General features: G+C 59.8%; 17 protein-coding genes. 15 read left to right on the forward strand and 2 right to left on the reverse strand.

What is annotated here, in order from left to right:
- Positions 1-89: 89 nt before the first annotated feature.
- The 13 genes from ACIOVB_RS18105 to recX all read left to right on the forward strand — a co-directional run bounded on the left by ACIOVB_RS18105 (position 90) and on the right by recX (position 11168).
- Positions 90-1670, forward strand: coding sequence for a phage tail protein (locus ACIOVB_RS18105; protein ID WP_401269983.1), 1581 nt, complete (start codon positions 90-92; stop codon positions 1668-1670).
- Entirely contained in the window at positions 1657-2892 is a 1236-nt protein-coding gene (locus tag ACIOVB_RS18110) for a DNA circularization protein (protein ID WP_401269986.1), read from the forward strand. The genes ACIOVB_RS18105 and ACIOVB_RS18110 overlap by 14 nt, the downstream gene beginning before the upstream one ends.
- Positions 2893-2895: 3 nt before the next feature.
- On the forward strand, positions 2896-3945 hold the full coding sequence (locus ACIOVB_RS18115; protein WP_401269989.1) for a phage baseplate assembly protein: 1050 nt from the start codon (positions 2896-2898) through the stop codon (positions 3943-3945).
- A 134-nt stretch (positions 3946-4079) separates the two neighbouring features.
- Positions 4080-4589 (forward strand): phage baseplate assembly protein V, encoded by a 510-nt coding sequence (locus ACIOVB_RS18120; RefSeq protein ID WP_401269992.1) that lies wholly within the window; start codon positions 4080-4082, stop codon positions 4587-4589.
- Positions 4589-4987 carry a phage GP46 family protein gene (locus tag ACIOVB_RS18125; RefSeq protein WP_187679114.1) on the forward strand — a complete coding sequence of 133 codons (399 nt, stop codon included), beginning with the start codon at positions 4589-4591 and terminating at the stop codon, positions 4985-4987. The genes ACIOVB_RS18120 and ACIOVB_RS18125 overlap by 1 nt, the downstream gene beginning before the upstream one ends.
- Positions 4977-6020, forward strand: a complete 1044-nt coding sequence (locus ACIOVB_RS18130; protein ID WP_401269995.1) for a baseplate J/gp47 family protein — start codon at positions 4977-4979, stop codon at positions 6018-6020. Before ACIOVB_RS18125 ends, ACIOVB_RS18130 begins: the two co-directional genes overlap by 11 nt.
- Entirely contained in the window at positions 6008-6607 is a 600-nt protein-coding gene (locus ACIOVB_RS18135; protein ID WP_401269997.1) for a YmfQ family protein, read from the forward strand. Before ACIOVB_RS18130 ends, ACIOVB_RS18135 begins: the two co-directional genes overlap by 13 nt.
- 11 nt (positions 6608-6618) lie before the next feature.
- A complete protein-coding gene (locus ACIOVB_RS18140) occupies positions 6619-7779 on the forward strand; it encodes a phage tail protein (protein WP_401270000.1) in 1161 nt (386 codons plus the stop codon).
- 137 nt (positions 7780-7916) lie between these two features.
- Positions 7917-8483: a glycoside hydrolase family 19 protein gene (locus ACIOVB_RS18145; RefSeq protein WP_401270003.1), complete on the forward strand. Its 567-nt coding sequence runs from the start codon at positions 7917-7919 to the stop codon at positions 8481-8483.
- Positions 8462-8980, forward strand: a complete 519-nt coding sequence (locus ACIOVB_RS18150; protein ID WP_401270006.1) for a lysis system i-spanin subunit Rz — start codon at positions 8462-8464, stop codon at positions 8978-8980. The genes ACIOVB_RS18145 and ACIOVB_RS18150 overlap by 22 nt, the downstream gene beginning before the upstream one ends.
- Positions 8981-9048: 68 nt before the next feature.
- Positions 9049-9549: a CinA family protein gene (locus ACIOVB_RS18155; RefSeq protein WP_187679099.1), complete on the forward strand. Its 501-nt coding sequence runs from the start codon at positions 9049-9051 to the stop codon at positions 9547-9549.
- An 83-nt stretch (positions 9550-9632) separates the two neighbouring features.
- The gene (gene recA / locus ACIOVB_RS18160) at positions 9633-10691 is read left to right on the forward strand and encodes a recombinase RecA (protein WP_187679098.1); all 1059 of its coding nucleotides are present in this window, start codon (positions 9633-9635) and stop codon (positions 10689-10691) included.
- Between the two features lie 9 nt (positions 10692-10700).
- Positions 10701-11168 carry a recombination regulator RecX gene (gene recX, locus ACIOVB_RS18165; protein ID WP_187679097.1) on the forward strand — a complete coding sequence of 156 codons (468 nt, stop codon included), beginning with the start codon at positions 10701-10703 and terminating at the stop codon, positions 11166-11168.
- A 55-nt stretch (positions 11169-11223) separates the two neighbouring features.
- Here the strand turns inward: recX and ACIOVB_RS18170 are convergent, their stop codons facing one another.
- Positions 11224-12342: an LOG family protein gene (locus tag ACIOVB_RS18170; RefSeq protein WP_401270011.1), complete on the reverse strand. Its 1119-nt coding sequence runs from the start codon at positions 12340-12342 to the stop codon at positions 11224-11226.
- 353 nt (positions 12343-12695) lie between these two features.
- Between ACIOVB_RS18170 and ACIOVB_RS18175 the strand changes: the two genes are divergently transcribed.
- Positions 12696-12890: a hypothetical protein gene (locus ACIOVB_RS18175; RefSeq protein WP_401270014.1), complete on the forward strand. Its 195-nt coding sequence runs from the start codon at positions 12696-12698 to the stop codon at positions 12888-12890.
- Here the strand turns inward: ACIOVB_RS18175 and ACIOVB_RS18180 are convergent, their stop codons facing one another.
- Positions 12891-13316, reverse strand: a complete 426-nt coding sequence (locus tag ACIOVB_RS18180) for a PA3611 family quorum-sensing-regulated virulence factor (RefSeq protein WP_187679094.1) — start codon at positions 13314-13316, stop codon at positions 12891-12893. It lies immediately after the preceding gene.
- Between the two features lie 189 nt (positions 13317-13505).
- On the opposite strand from ACIOVB_RS18180, the gene ACIOVB_RS18185 reads away from it, so the two are divergent.
- Positions 13506-14252, forward strand: a complete 747-nt coding sequence (locus ACIOVB_RS18185; RefSeq protein WP_187679093.1) for a tRNA-uridine aminocarboxypropyltransferase — start codon at positions 13506-13508, stop codon at positions 14250-14252.
- Positions 14253-14433: the final 181 nt, after the last annotated feature.

Consider the following 14433-nt stretch of genomic DNA (forward strand, 5'->3'; position numbering starts at 1 on the left):
CCCGAACAGATGATGGCCAGGCCACTGGATGTGCTCCGCGAATCGCTGGAGCACGCGCAACGGATCAATGCGATGCAGCAGGTGCAGTGATGGCAGACACAGATAGCAAACCGAAAACCTCGGTGCTGATTACTGGCATCGATGAGCTGTCGCCCAAACTCGGTGCCCTTCGGGCCAAGGTCGAGAGCTTCAAGAAAAACCTCGAGCAGACCGGTCTGGGCAAACTCGATATCAGCGGGTTGTTCAAGGGCGGCAGCGTGATCACGCCGTTCGTGGACGGCATCAAATCGGCGGCAGCCTTTCAGGGGAAATTGACTGAAGTCAGCGAGACGGCGAAAACCGTCGACCTGCCTGGCGCGCCGAAAGTCGCGGCGCAGAACATGAACGTGTTCAGTGCTTCGATGGAGAAGGTTTCCAATGCGGTGAATGCCGCGCTGGTGCCGGCGGTCGGTGCCGTGGTCGTTGGACTTGAGCCGATGCTGACGGGGTTCGGCAGTTTGCTCGATGACAACCCGGAGCTGGTGCAGGGGCTGGCGGCGGGGGCCATCGCGTTTTCAGCGATGCAAACCGCCGTGGCCGGAGCGACCCAGGTGTTCGATGTCATGAGCATGGTGATGAAGGCCAACCCGATCATGCTGATTGCCACAGGCATTGCCTTGGCCGCCGGTTTAATCGTGGCTTACTGGAAACCGATCTCGACGTTTTTCATCGGCCTCTGGCAAAAGATTGCCCCGGTTGTCATCCCGATGGCGGAGTTTTTCAAGACCATGTTCGGCTACACGCCGCTGGGACAGTTGATCAGCAACTGGGGGCCGGTTACGGCGTTTTTCTCTGTGTTGTGGGAGGGCGTCAAGGCTGTTGCCGTGCCGGTGATCGAGTTCTTCAAGACTTGGTTCAACTACTCGCCGCAAGGGTTGATCATCAATAACTGGATGCCGTTGGTGGGGTTGTTCGCATCGATCTGGGATTTGCTCAGGGCGGTGTCGGTACCCGTGCAGGCCTTTCTGAAGAGCTTCTTTGATTGGTCACCGCTTGAGGTGATCCAGGCGATCTGGGGCACAGTGGTCAGTGTGTTCACGGCGATCTGGGATTACATCAAGCTGCCGTTCCTGGCGATGTACGCGATTATTCGAGAGCAGTTGGGCTGGTCGCCACTGGAAAAAATCATCGAGAACTGGGCACCCGTTACCGCCTGGATTGAAAAGTGGGCGCAGAAGTTTCAGGACGCCATCGCACCGATCAAGGCGTTTTTCAACGGCGGTTTCGGCGAGCTGATTGCCGATGCCAAGGCCCGCGTGGATGTCTTCACTCAGGCTCAGATGAAGACTAATGCCGAAGGCAAAGGCGAGTTGGCGCCGGTGTTTTTCAAGGGCAGCAGTGAACCGACCTCTAGCGAGTTGTCGGTACCGGGAAACCTGGCAACACCGGGGCATCTGCCGGAAAAACCGCCGATGCAGGCCGGCTCACTGTCGCAAACCTCCAATACCCTGATCCAGCAAAGCGCCGCCAACAACCGCACACAACTCGAAGGCGGCCTGACCGTGCGCTTCGAAAATGCGCCGGCGGGGCTGCGTACCGATCAACCGCAAACCAATCAACCGGGCCTGGCGCTGTCTTCGCGCATCGGCTATCGCTCGCTGTCGGCAGGAGGTTCCAATGAACTGGCGTGACCGTTTGTTGCCGGCATCCTTTCGCGGTGTCGGGTTCTGGATCGATCAGGCGAAAACCCCGGTCGGTCGTAAAGGTCAGTTGCATGAGTACCCGCAGCGTGACCTGCCGTTTTTCGAGGACCTCGGCCAGCAGGCCAAGACCCACGATCTGACGGCGTTCATCATCGGCCCTGATTGCCTGGAGCAGCGCGACAAGCTGCTCAAGGCACTGGAGGCGGGCAGTGGTGAACTGGTGCATCCGTGGCTCGGCCGCCTGCAAGTCAAGGTCGGCGAGTGCGACATGACCCACACCCGCCAGGACGGCGGGTTGGTGACGTTTGCGCTGAAGTTCTATCCCGATCAGCCGCTGCCATTTCCGACCGCCACCGTCAGCACCCAGAAGGTCTTGTTGTCGAAAGCCGACACGCTGCTGGGTTCGGCGGTAGCGCGGTTCGAACAGGCGATGACCCTGATCAAGGCTGCGCGGATCGGCATCGCCAATCTGCGCAACAGCCTCACCGGGGTTTATGAGGTGATCAAGGAGCAGCTCAAACCGCTGATCGAGCAATACCGGCAGATCACCGAACTGGTCAAAGCGGTCAAGGAACTGCCCAAGGAAGTGGCGGCGGAGTTCAAGGGCTTGCTCGGCGATATCAAGGAGCTCAAGGAATTCGCGAAGGAGGGCTACCGTGGCGTGATTGCCGACGTGTCCCAACAACTCGAAGCCATCCGCAAGGCTGATGCGCCGAAGATCACCACCGGCAAGGACACCAACGCAGCGGCACAAGCCATGGCCGATCTGGTGCAGGACACTCTGCTGGTCAAAGTGGCGCAGTGGGTGGCGTCAATGCCGGTGGCGACCCCTGCGGTAAAACTGTCATCGACACCTTCGCTGGCTCAGCAGGCGAATCAACCGGTGACCCGTCAGGAAGTGCCGGTGACCGATGAGATGAAAGCTCTGCAGAAGGCTGTCGGGGCGGCCATTGATCCGATGCTGGACAAGGCCGATCCCAAGCATCACCAGGCAATCAATGATGTGAAGGAAGCGCTGATTGCGCATCTCAAGGCAGTGGCGTCATCCGGTGTGCGACAGGTCAGTAAGTCGTTCCAGGAAAGCCTGCCGGCGCTAGTCGTGGCCTACAAGCAATTTGCCGATGCCACACGGGTGACTCAAGTGACTCAGAGCAACAAGATGAACCATCCGGGCTTTTCACCCAACGACGTGAAAGTGTCCAGGGAGTAAACCATGAGCGAGATGGATAACCGCGTCACGCTGACGGTCAACAACATGGAATACGGCGGCTGGAAAAGCGTGGAAATCAGCGCTGATCTGGAGCGCCAGTTCCGTACCTTCAAACTCGACATCACTTGGCAATGGCCGGGGCAGACGGTGGACCAACGGATCAAACCGGGCGACCCGTGCGAAGTGAAGATCGGCAAGGATCTGGTGCTCACCGGTTACGTGTTCAAGGCGCCGATTCGTTATGACGGCCGGCAGATCAGCCTGAGTATCGAGGGCAGTTCCAAGACTCAGGACCTGGTCGATTGCGCCGCCACCAACCGGCCCGGTCAATGGCAGGAACAACCGTTGCTGACCATCGTGCAGGCGCTGGCGATGGAGTACTCGCTGATGGTCGTCAACGAGATCCCCGAGACATCGCGGCTGGCCAAACACACGATTGTGCCGGGTGAAACGGTGTTTCAGTCGATCGACCGTTTGCTCTCTCTTTTCCGGGTGTTTTCCACCGATGACGAGCAGGGCCGGCTGGTGCTGGCCAAGCCCGGCAGTGGTGGTCGGGCCAGTGATGCGCTGGAGCTGGGCAAGAACATTTTGTCCGCCAACGCACCGATGGATCAAAGCCAGGTGTTCTCCGAATACCGGGTGATCGGCCAGCAGAAAGGCTCCGACAAGAAGAGCGGGGCGGCGGTCAGCGAGGTTGAATCCACCGCGGCCGATCTGACCTTCAAGCGCCGGCGCACCACGATCATCAACGAGGGCACTGCACTGACCTTTGAGCTGGCCCAGCAACGTGCCCAGTGGGAAAGTGCCACCCGAATGGGCAGGGCGCAGTCCACTACTTATCAAGTGCAGGGCTGGCGTCAGTCCAACGGTGGTCTGTGGCGCCACAACACGCTGGTCAAGGTCACGGATCCGGTGCTCGGTTTTGAGGGCGACATGCTGATTTCGAAAGTGACTTATTCACTGTCGGCGCAGGGGGCGGTGACGACCCTGCAAGTCGCGCCGCCGCATACCTTCGATCCCGATCCAATCCCACCGAAAAAAACTTCGGCCTGACACCGCCCCTGTAGGAGTGAGCATGCTCGCGAAAGCGTCGGCAGCCTCAGCATCACAGTGCCTGATCCAGCGCATTCGCGAGCAGGCTCGCTCCCACATTGATCCCGTTCGGGCCATTTTTTGAAGGACACCCCATGAGCCTACTGACACGCCTGCTGGCGCGCGGCACTGTCGTGCTCGCCAATTCGGCATCCAAGCTGCAATCGCTGCAAATGCGCCTCACCGCCGGCGAGGTGAACGACGATCTCGAACACTTCGAACCCTACGGTTTCACCAGCCACCCGCTGGCTGGCGCCGAGGGCGTCGTCACTTTCCTCGGCGGTGACCGTTCCCACGCCATCGCCCTGGTAGTCGCCGACCGCCGCTATCGCCTGCAATCGCTGGCCGCCGGCGAAGTGGCGATCTACACCGACGAAGGCGACAAGATTCACTTCAAGCGCGGGCGGATCATCGACATCGAAACCGCCACGCTGAATATCCGCGCCAGTACCGCTGTGAACTTCGATACACCAGTCATTAATCAGACCGGGAAAATCGTTTCCACTGGCGATCAACTCGCCGGCGGCATCAGCCAGATCAAACACGTGCACGTCGGCGTGCAGGCCGGCAACGGCCAGACCGGTGCGCCGGCAGGAGGCAAGTGATGTTCATCAGCCAGAACCTCCACGCCGCGCTGACCCGTGCCGTGCTCATCAGCCTGTTCACCTGGCGCCGTGCCGCCGATGACGACGCCCTCGACGACGACGAACGCTACGGCTGGTGGGGCGACACCTTTCCCACCGTCGCCGACGACCGCATCGGCTCGCGGCTGTGGCTGTTGCGCCGGGTCAAGCTGACCCGACAGACCCAGATGGATGCCGAGTTCTATGCCCGTGAAGCCTTGCAATGGCTGATCGACGACGGCCACTGCAGCGCCATCGACATCATCAGCGAACGCCTCGACGCCCAGCGCCTGAACCTGCGCACGGTCCTGACCCTGGCCGACGGTGAACGTCTGGACATCAACCCCGATAACAGTTGGCAGGTGATCTATGCCGTTTGAAACCCCTTCGCTACCGGTGCTGATCAAGCGCACCCAAAGCGACCTGGCCGGCGATTCGCTGCGCCAGTCCGATGCGCAAGTGCTGGCCCGCACCTTAGGTGGCGCCGCTTATGGCCTGTACGGTTATCTCGACTGGATTGCCGAGCAGATCCTGCCGGACAAGGCCGATGAATCGACCCTGGAGCGCATCGCTGCATTGCGCCTGAACCAGCCACGCAAACCCGCGCAAGTGGCCACCGGTAGCGTCAGTTTTACTGCGACCGCCGGTGCGGTGCTCGACGTCGATACGTTGCTGCAATCGAGCGACGGTCGTACTTACAAAGTCACCGCTTCGCGCACCACGGTGAATGGCAGTAACAGCACCTCTATCGCTGCGCTGGATGCCGGCAGTCTGGGCAATGCCGACGCGGGTCTGGCGCTGACCCCGGTACAACCGATCGCCGGCATCGTCGGCAACAGCTTCATCGTCTTGGCGCCGGGGCTCAGTGGCGGCGTGGCGCGCGAAAGCCTGGAATCGCTGCGCTCGCGGGTGATTCGTTCCTATCGTGTGATCCCGCACGGCGGCTCGGCCAGCGACTACGAAACCTGGGCGCTGGAAGTGCCGGGCGTGACGCGTGCGTGGTGCCGTGGCAACTTTCTCGGCCCCGGCACTGTTGGCTTGTTCGTGATGCGTGACGACGATCCACAGCCGATCCCGAATGATGAGCAACTGGCGCAGGTTCAAGCCTACATCGACCCTCTGCGTCCGGTGACGGCCGATGTGCGGGTGCTGGCCCCGGTGCAAGTGCTGGTCACCTACAGAATGCGCATCACTCCTGATACCAGTGCAGTTCGCGCGGCGATAGAAAGTCAGCTGCGTGATCTGCATAAACGCGAGGCGGGGCTCGGTGAAACCTTACTGCTCAGTCATATCCGCGAAGCTATCAGCAGTGCTACCGGTGAGACTGACCACACGCTTGATTTGCCTACGGGCAATGTCACGGCAGCCAGCAATCAGTTGCTGACGTTCGGGGGGTGCGAATGGCTGTCTTGAGAAACGCCGCGCAGTACAAGAACCAGTTGCGCAGCCTGCTGCCCAGTGGCCTGGCCTGGGAACCGGAGCGCGTCCCCGAACTTGATCGCGTACTTGAAGGTGTTGCCCAGGAGCTGGCTCGTCTGGATGCACGGGCAATTGACCTGCTCAACGAGATGGACCCCACGGGCGTCAGCGAGTTGGTACCGGATTGGGAGGCCGTGATGAATCTGCCGGATCCTTGCCTGGGAACCACACCGCTCTATGACGACCGGCGTCTGGCGGTGCGTCGGCGACTGCTGGCGGTGGGGAGTCAGACCGCTGCGTACTTCATCGAGATTGCACGCAGTCAGGGTTATCCCGACGCCACCGTCACTGAACTTCGGGTTCCGCGTATGGGGCGCTCACGATTTGGCTCGGCGCATTTCGGCACTTCGCGGGCGCAGTTCATGTGGCTCCTCAATACCGGCGGTCGCCTGGCAATCGGACGCCGCTTTGGCGCCAGTTACTGGGGCGAGCGCTTCGGCATGTATCCGGGCTCGGCCCTGGAATGCCTCATTCACCGTAGTGCACCGGCTCATGCCCAGGTGTACATCAATTTTGATTAAGGAATAAATCAATGGATTACCCAAAGAGTGTGCCCAGCGCAGGACTGGTCAATGGCAAGTTTGTCGATGAGAACCCGGTGGCCGGAACACCGGGATCGTTGATCCCGGCGGTATGGGGAAATTCTGTTACCGAAGAAATACTCGGCGTGATCAAGGGCGGCGCCCTGGTTCCCGATGAAACCAACGTCGGCCAGTTGCTGACTGCCGTACGCAAAATCAATCAGGCCGGACTCATCGATTTCGCTCTGGATACCGGTACTGCCAATGCCTACGCAGCCAGCTACTCGCCAGCGCCGACTGCGCTGGTAGATGGCATGGTTTTGCGTTTCAAGGCACTCAATACCAACACCGGGGCCAGTACTTTCTCTGTGGCCGGTTCGGTCGCCAAACCTCTCGTCGGCATTGATCATACTACCCTGCGTTCTGGCGAAATTGTCGCGACAGGCGATGCCTGGGTGCAATGGAATAGCTCCTTGGGGAGCGGCGCCTGGATTCTGATTGCGAGTACCGGGGTGGCGAGGCAACTGGGGGCTGACGTCGGCGATGTGAAAACCGTTGCAACCGTTGATGCGCCCAGTGGCTGGCTCAAGTGCAACGGTCAGCCGGTATTAAGGACTCAATACGCCAACCTGTTTGCTGCAATCGGAACAAGATTCGGCGCCGGGGACGGCGCGAATACCTTCAACCTGCCGGACCTGCGTGGTGAGTTTGTACGGGGGCTCGACGATGGTCGTGGTGTCGACCCGGGTCGCGTGTTGGGTAGCAAACAGGCGGGGCAGAACGCTTCCCACATTCACGATGTGTCGGCTGCCGCTGCGGGCAACCATGCTCACACGGCGCGCACTGACGCTGCCGGACTGCACGCACACGGCGGCGCCGTTGTGAGTGGTGGTGCGTTCAACATCGACACCGTCATGGGGGGGCAGGGCCAGATCAACGGCGGCAATACTGCAGGTTCGATCATGGGTTCCAGTTCGGGCCCTTTCATTAACCGTAACTTTACAACCAACGCTCCCGCTCACTCTCACGGCATCGTGGCGGATGGCAACCATGCGCATAACGTCGGCGTGGATGCCAACGGGCAACACACGCATACGATGTCTGTCGCGGCGTCGGGTGGTAACGAGGCTCGCCCGATGAACACGGCCTTGTTGTACGTCATCAAGTATTGATGACTCCTTGCCGGGGTGTATTGGCTGACCGGGAAAACAGTACAGGACAGCACCCTGAAAACTCTGGCAAATAATGGCTGGCGGGCATTTGCCGCCAGCCATGGTTCAATCGGAGCATCCAGGGAGGATTACGCATTATGCAAATAACTGAAAACAACCTTATCAACATCATGCCCAACGCCCGCACCCAAGCGGGCGTTTTTGTTTCTGCGCTCAACAGCGCAATGGCTAACCGTCGGATCGACACGCCCAAGCGTATCGCTGCGTTTCTGGCGCAAATCGGCCACGAGTCGGGCCAATTGCGGTACGTGCGCGAATTGGGCAATAACCAATACTTGAGCAAATACGACACCGGCACTCTGGCGTTACGTCTGGGAAACACGCCGGAAGCTGACGGCGACGGGCAAAAGTACCGTGGGCGCGGGTTGATCCAGATCACCGGTCGCGCCAATTATCGCCAATGCAGCCTCGGCTTGTTCGGCGATGAGCGTTTGTTGGCGTTGCCTGAACTGCTGGAAAAACCGCAATGGGCGGCCGAATCCGCCGCATGGTTTTGGGAAAAGAGCGGCTTGAACGAACTGGCCGATCGCGACCAGTTCAACACGATCACCCGCCGCATCAACGGCGGGTTGAACGGTTTGCAGGATCGGCTGGAAATCTGGGCGCGGGCGAGGGCGGTGCTATGCCAATCCCCTGGCGAGTGATTGGCGTTGTTTTGCTCGCCGCCGGGGCGGCGGCGCTGGCCTGGCAGTTTCAGGACTGGCGGTATGGTCGGCAGTTGGCCGAGCAGGCTCGGTTAAACGCCGAAGCCCTTAATCAACAGACCATTGCCGCCGCCACCGCACAACAGACCGAGCAGGATAAACGTCTGGCCCTGGAGCAACGGCTCGCGGCCAGTGAACAAAACCATTTTCGAGCCATGACCGATGCCCAACGTGATCAGGATCGCCTGCGCGATCGCCTTGCCACTGCTGATGTGCGCCTGTCAGTCCTTCTCGACGCCGGCGACGTTGCCGCCGGCTGTACGGTGCCAGCCACCGCCGGCACCGGCGGCGTGGATCATGCAACCGTACGCGCCCGACTTGACCCGGCGCATGCTCAACGAATTGTCGCCATCACCGACACCGGCGACCGCGGACTGATTGCCTTGCAAGCCTGTCAGGCCTATGTCAGAGCATTGGCGCCCGCACATTTTGAATAAGCTTGTGTATTGAAAGCGCAACCGGCTCGTGTACGGTGGGACCCATTCCACCCGATCCGGAGCGCACCGTGAAAGAGATCACTCAACTGGCCGCCGAACTTGGCCGACGTCTGCAAGTGCTCAATGCCCACGTCACTACGGCCGAGTCTTGTACCGGTGGCGGGATTGCCGAAGCCATTACGCGGATTCCGGGCAGCTCGGCGTGGTTCGAGGCCGGTTACGTGACCTATTCCAACCGGCAGAAAACCCAGCAACTCAACGTGCCGGCCGAGCTGTTCGGCACGGTGGGGGCGGTCAGTCGCGAAGTGGTCGAGGCGATGGTGGGCGGCGCTCAGGAGAAAAGCCTGGCACGGTTCGCCGTGGCGGTCAGCGGCGTGGCCGGCCCCGACGGCGGCACGCCGAACAAACCGGTGGGCACGGTGTGGCTGGCCTGGGGTGTCGACGATGTGGTTTCCAGCGAGGTGCAGCACTTTCCCGGCAACCGCGATGAAGTCCGCCGACAAACGGTGAAGGCCGCGCTAGAGGGGCTCCTGCGACTAGCGGCACGAGAAATCGAAAATCAGGGGTAGGCGATCCGCGAACGCTGTGGAATAATACTGGCTACTTATACAGGTGTTGGCCGTCAGGCCTTATTGATTACGTGAGGACTTTAATGGACGACAACAAGAAGAAAGCCTTGGCTGCGGCCCTGGGTCAGATCGAACGTCAATTCGGCAAGGGTGCCGTAATGCGTATGGGCGATCAAGACCGTCAGGCGATCCCATCCATCTCCACTGGCTCTCTGGGTCTGGACATTGCACTCGGCATTGGCGGCCTGCCAAAAGGCCGTATCGTTGAAATCTACGGTCCTGAATCTTCCGGTAAAACCACACTGACACTGTCCGTGATCGCACAGGCTCAAAAAGCCGGCGCGACCTGCGCATTCGTCGACGCCGAACACGCCCTCGACCCTGAATACGCCGGCAAACTGGGCGTCAATGTCGACGACCTGCTGGTTTCCCAGCCGGACACTGGCGAACAAGCCCTGGAAATCACCGACATGCTGGTGCGTTCCAATGCGGTTGACGTGATCATCGTCGACTCCGTGGCTGCACTGGTGCCGAAGGCTGAAATCGAAGGCGAAATGGGCGACATGCACGTGGGCCTGCAAGCCCGTCTGATGTCCCAGGCGCTGCGTAAAATCACCGGTAACATCAAAAACGCCAACTGCCTGGTGATCTTCATTAACCAGATCCGCATGAAAATCGGTGTGATGTTCGGTAGCCCGGAAACCACCACCGGTGGTAACGCGCTGAAGTTCTACGCATCGGTTCGTCTCGACATCCGCCGTACCGGCGCGGTGAAGGAAGGCGACGAAGTGGTCGGCAGCGAAACCCGTGTCAAGGTTGTGAAGAACAAGGTGGCTTCGCCGTTCCGTCAGGCCGAGTTCCAGATTCTTTACGGCAAGGGCATCTACCTCAACGGCGAGATGATCGACCTGGGTGTACTGCACGGCTTCGTAGAAAAATCCGGCGCCTGGTATGCCTACGAAGGCACCAAGATCGGTCAGGGCAAGGCCAACTCGGCCAAGTTCCTGGCAGACAATCCGGAAATCGCCGCCAAGCTCGAGAAGCAACTGCGCGACAAGCTGCTGGCGCCAGCAGCAGACGTCAAGGCTTTGGCGACCCGTGACAAGGTCGACGATATGGCCGAGGCCGACATCGACGTTTGAAGTTTTTGAATGACTCTTGTACTCGATACCCTCGTCGCGGTGCGACGAACCGCCATGGACCTGCTCGCACGTCGCGAGCACGGTCGAGTCGAACTGACGCGTAAACTGCGTCAGCGCGGCGCTGAGGCGGAGATGATTGAAACAGCCCTCGACCGTTTGACGGAAGAAGGGCTGCTTTCCGAAGCCCGTTATCTTGAAAGCTTTGTTTCCTACCGAGCGCGTTCCGGCTATGGCCCTCTGCGAATCCGCGAGGAACTCAGCCAGCGTGGTTTGCAACGTGCCGATATCGAACTCGCCCTGCGCGAAAGCGGTATCAGTTGGCAGGAGCAACTTAAGGAAACGTGGCAGCGGAAATTCTCCGGGCACTTACCGATTGATGCCAAGGAGCGAGCCAAGCAAGGCCGCTTCCTGGCCTATCGAGGTTTCTCGATGGAGATGATCAACCGCTTGTTCAGCGGCAGAGGGATGGACGATTAAAACGGTTAAACAAAAACGGCCCGCTATGAAAATAGCGGGCCGTTTTTTTTGCCTTTTAAATGACTTTCGACGGTTCTCGGCTGCGTTGCGCGGTCGGTGGTTTGGAGTCGGCCCAGTTGTCCGGCAAGTTGATGTAGTCCACCAGCTCCCTCAAACGCCCGTGATTCCGGGCGTTGAAAGCAAAGGCCAGCCGCGTCAGGTGGCTGAACTGCGCTTCATCGTGCTCTTCGCCGGCGTAGGCGTGTTGATGGAACTGGTCGCTCAGGCACAAATCGGCAAAGGCTTCCTGCATATGCTCCAGCGCCTGGTCGCTGAGTTTGTGATTCATGCGGATCACGAATTGGCGCTTGAGCCAGCGGCTGGAGTGGAAGTTGCTGTAGAACTGGGTGATCTGTTCCACCGCTTCCTCGACGGTGTAGACCAACCGCATCAGCTTCGTGTCGGTTGGCAAAATGTAGTGATTGTCCGCGAGTTGCTGGTGGATGAAATCCATCGCCCCCTGCCAGAACGTGCCACCCGGCGCATCCAGCAAGACCACCGGCACCAGAGGGCTTTTGCCGGTCTGGATCAGCGTCAGCACTTCCAGTGCTTCGTCCAGCGTGCCGAACCCGCCCGGGCACAGCACCAATGCATCAGCTTCCTTGACGAAGAACAGCTTGCGGGTGAAGAAGAAGTGGAAGGGCAACAGATTACCTGTGCCGCCCACCGTCGGATTGGCATGTTGCTCGAAGGGCAGGGTGATGTTGAACCCGAGGCTGTGATCACGTCCGGCACCTTCATGCGCGGCGGCCATTATGCCGCCACCGGCACCGGTGATGACCATCATGTCCGAACGCGTCAGTGCCGCACCGAGTTCCCGAGCCATCGCATACAGAGGATGTTCGACTGGCGTGCGCGCCGAGCCGAACACGGTGACCTTGCGCCGCCCCTTGAATTGCTCCAATACGCGAAACGCCTGCTCCAGCTCGCGCAAAGCTTGCAGGGTGATCTTGGCGTTCCAGCGGTTGTGGTCTTCCTGGGCCATGCGCAGCACGGTCAGGATCATGTCGCGATAGATGGGAATATTCGGACTGTTGGGTGAAACACGGGTGAGTTGCTCTTCAACCTGGCTGATGAGGTCGGGGCCGCTTTCCTGAAAATGACGGCTGAGCAGGTCATTCGGTTGGTAAGGCATTCAACGTCTCCTTCTGCACAGAGCGGGTGGCCCTGATTAGCGGCGTCAGTGCCGCGCTGCAAAAAAACACACACAATCGGCAGTTCCTTTTCTGCCTTGAACAAGTGATCGGGAATACTTTGAATCTAGACCCTTGCACGCATTTGCGCTGACTTGATCATTGCGCTGCAAAGTCCTGACTGGCAACCGCTTATTGTTTTTCAGCCAATTGCACCACCGCTCGTCCGAACGTGTGCCGGACGGCAAACCCTCTGATTAACTCTCTGACAGGCACCATGCAAATTTTGCGTCAATCACCATACGCAAGGTGCATGCGATTCAAGGATTTGCGGGTGGCAAGGAGGCGAGGGAACATGACCAGAGTGATTCTGGAGATCGATACGCAGCTGTATCGGATGTTGAAAGCATCGGCCGAGACCAACCAAGTGAGTCTCGAAGAGGAGTGCTGCCGCAGGTTGGCAGGCGGGGAACGCCGTTCGCGTTATTTACAGGCACTGGTGGCCGAACTGCGCGCCGAGGATGAACAGCGGCGCGCCAACTCGCGATGATTACTTCTTCTTCGCCGGGGCGGCTTTCGGGCAATCCGAGTCCTGATAGCTGGCGGAGCCGATCGCCTTATTGGTTTTCACTTCAGTGAAGTCGTAACGCATGACCGCGCCTTTAGCCATCAGCTTGCGGTACGACGGGTTGTTGCAGACCGAGGCGCCGAGCTGGAAATACACGGCTTTTGGATCAGCACGCATCTTGTCGGCGTGGCTCTTTTGCACGCTCAGGTGGTTGATCAATTGAGTGCCTTCAACGGTGTAGCCCTGATCAAGAATGTCTTCATTGATTGCCCGAGGCGTGCCGACGCTGCTTTGGGCGGCGACGTTGCGCAGCTCTCTGTTCAGATTCTGCTCACTCAAGGACGCGGCCTGAGCGGTGAAGGACGACGCCAGCAGAATGGCAGCGGTGGGAACGATAAGGCGCAGCATGAAACTCTCCTGGTTCAGTGACTGGTGGTTCGACCAGCCACGTGACTGTGCGTTCAGTGGCGGCGAATTATAGGGGAGCCGGTCTGGACGGTACAGGCTTGTGCCCGTTGCTCTGGTAAACTGCCGACCTTTATTGCCCTGCCGAGTGTTGTTCGTGTCGAGTTTCCCTGTCTGCCGGCCTTGCCTGCGATGAACCATGCCCCCAACGCCGTAGCCCGCCTGCGCGATCAGCGCGAGGACGAGGGCATCAAGCCGATTCAGGCCCGGGGCTTTCGCTCCGAACGTTGCCGCGACTGCCGGGTGATCATCAGTCATTGCCTGTGCGCCTGGCGGCCAAGCGTGGAAACCCGTTCCGGCGTGTGCCTGATCATGACCGGCAAGGAAGTGTTCAAACCGAGCAATACCGGTTGGCTGATTGCCGATGTGGTGCGCGATAACCACGCGTTCATCTGGTCGCGCACCGAGCCGGACCCGCAGATGCTGGCGCTGCTCAACGACCCGCAATGGCAGCCGTATCTGGTGTTTCCCGGCGAATACGTCGAGCCGTCGCGCGTGACGAATACCGTCGCCCTCGATAACAGCAAGCGGCCGCTGTTCATTCTGCTGGACGCGACCTGGACCGAAGCGCGCAAGATCTTCCGCAAGAGCCCGTACTTCGACAGCCTGCCGATCCTCAGCCTGTTGCCCGACAAACTTTCGCGCTACCGCTTGCGTCGTTCGACCCGTAGCGAGCACCTGTGCACCGCAGAAGTTGCGGCGCTGTGCCTGGAACTGGCGGGTGACAGTGACGCGGCCTCGGCGCTGGACGCCTATTTCGACGTGTTCAGCCAGCATTATCTGGGCGCCAAACAGCAGCTGGACATGAATGAATCCACGCCGGCTCACGCCGAGTTGCAACCCTATATACGAAAGCCGCAGCCGGAGTTGGCCCAATAGTGGCCCATACTGTACGCGGCGGCGGCCGTGCTGCTTGACCACCCCGTCTTCGCTGGGCATGCTTGGCGCCGATTAGGGTGCGGCCAAGGTTTGAAACGCCGTGTTTGCTGGTTATTGGCGTTGAACGTGCCCCTGTGGATGCCGCTTAAACGCGCATCTTGAGTTGCTTTGGCGAACCCCG

Source organism: Pseudomonas sp. NPDC087639 (assembly GCF_044743385.1).
Classification (GTDB): domain Bacteria; phylum Pseudomonadota; class Gammaproteobacteria; order Pseudomonadales; family Pseudomonadaceae; genus Aquipseudomonas.

Bases quoted from the DNA above. Each gene is read 5' to 3' on its own strand.
- ACIOVB_RS18105 (WP_401269983.1), top strand. From the start codon at position 90: ATGGCAGACACAGATAGCAAACCGAAAACCTCGGTGCTGATTACTGGC.
- ACIOVB_RS18110 (WP_401269986.1), top strand. From the start codon at position 1,657: ATGAACTGGCGTGACCGTTTGTTGCCGGCATCCTTTCGCGGTGTCGGG.
- ACIOVB_RS18115 (WP_401269989.1), top strand. From the start codon at position 2,896: ATGAGCGAGATGGATAACCGCGTCACGCTGACGGTCAACAACATGGAA.
- ACIOVB_RS18120 (WP_401269992.1), top strand. From the start codon at position 4,080: ATGAGCCTACTGACACGCCTGCTGGCGCGCGGCACTGTCGTGCTCGCC.
- ACIOVB_RS18125 (WP_187679114.1), top strand. From the start codon at position 4,589: ATGTTCATCAGCCAGAACCTCCACGCCGCGCTGACCCGTGCCGTGCTC.
- ACIOVB_RS18130 (WP_401269995.1), top strand. From the start codon at position 4,977: ATGCCGTTTGAAACCCCTTCGCTACCGGTGCTGATCAAGCGCACCCAA.
- ACIOVB_RS18135 (WP_401269997.1), top strand. From the start codon at position 6,008: ATGGCTGTCTTGAGAAACGCCGCGCAGTACAAGAACCAGTTGCGCAGC.
- ACIOVB_RS18140 (WP_401270000.1), top strand. From the start codon at position 6,619: ATGGATTACCCAAAGAGTGTGCCCAGCGCAGGACTGGTCAATGGCAAG.
- ACIOVB_RS18145 (WP_401270003.1), top strand. From the start codon at position 7,917: ATGCAAATAACTGAAAACAACCTTATCAACATCATGCCCAACGCCCGC.
- ACIOVB_RS18150 (WP_401270006.1), top strand. From the start codon at position 8,462: ATGCCAATCCCCTGGCGAGTGATTGGCGTTGTTTTGCTCGCCGCCGGG.
- recA (WP_187679098.1), top strand. From the start codon at position 9,633: ATGGACGACAACAAGAAGAAAGCCTTGGCTGCGGCCCTGGGTCAGATC.
- recX (WP_187679097.1), top strand. From the start codon at position 10,701: ATGACTCTTGTACTCGATACCCTCGTCGCGGTGCGACGAACCGCCATG.
- ACIOVB_RS18170 (WP_401270011.1), bottom strand. From the start codon at position 12,342: ATGCCTTACCAACCGAATGACCTGCTCAGCCGTCATTTTCAGGAAAGC.
- ACIOVB_RS18175 (WP_401270014.1), top strand. From the start codon at position 12,696: ATGACCAGAGTGATTCTGGAGATCGATACGCAGCTGTATCGGATGTTG.
- ACIOVB_RS18180 (WP_187679094.1), bottom strand. From the start codon at position 13,316: ATGCTGCGCCTTATCGTTCCCACCGCTGCCATTCTGCTGGCGTCGTCC.
- ACIOVB_RS18185 (WP_187679093.1), top strand. From the start codon at position 13,506: ATGAACCATGCCCCCAACGCCGTAGCCCGCCTGCGCGATCAGCGCGAG.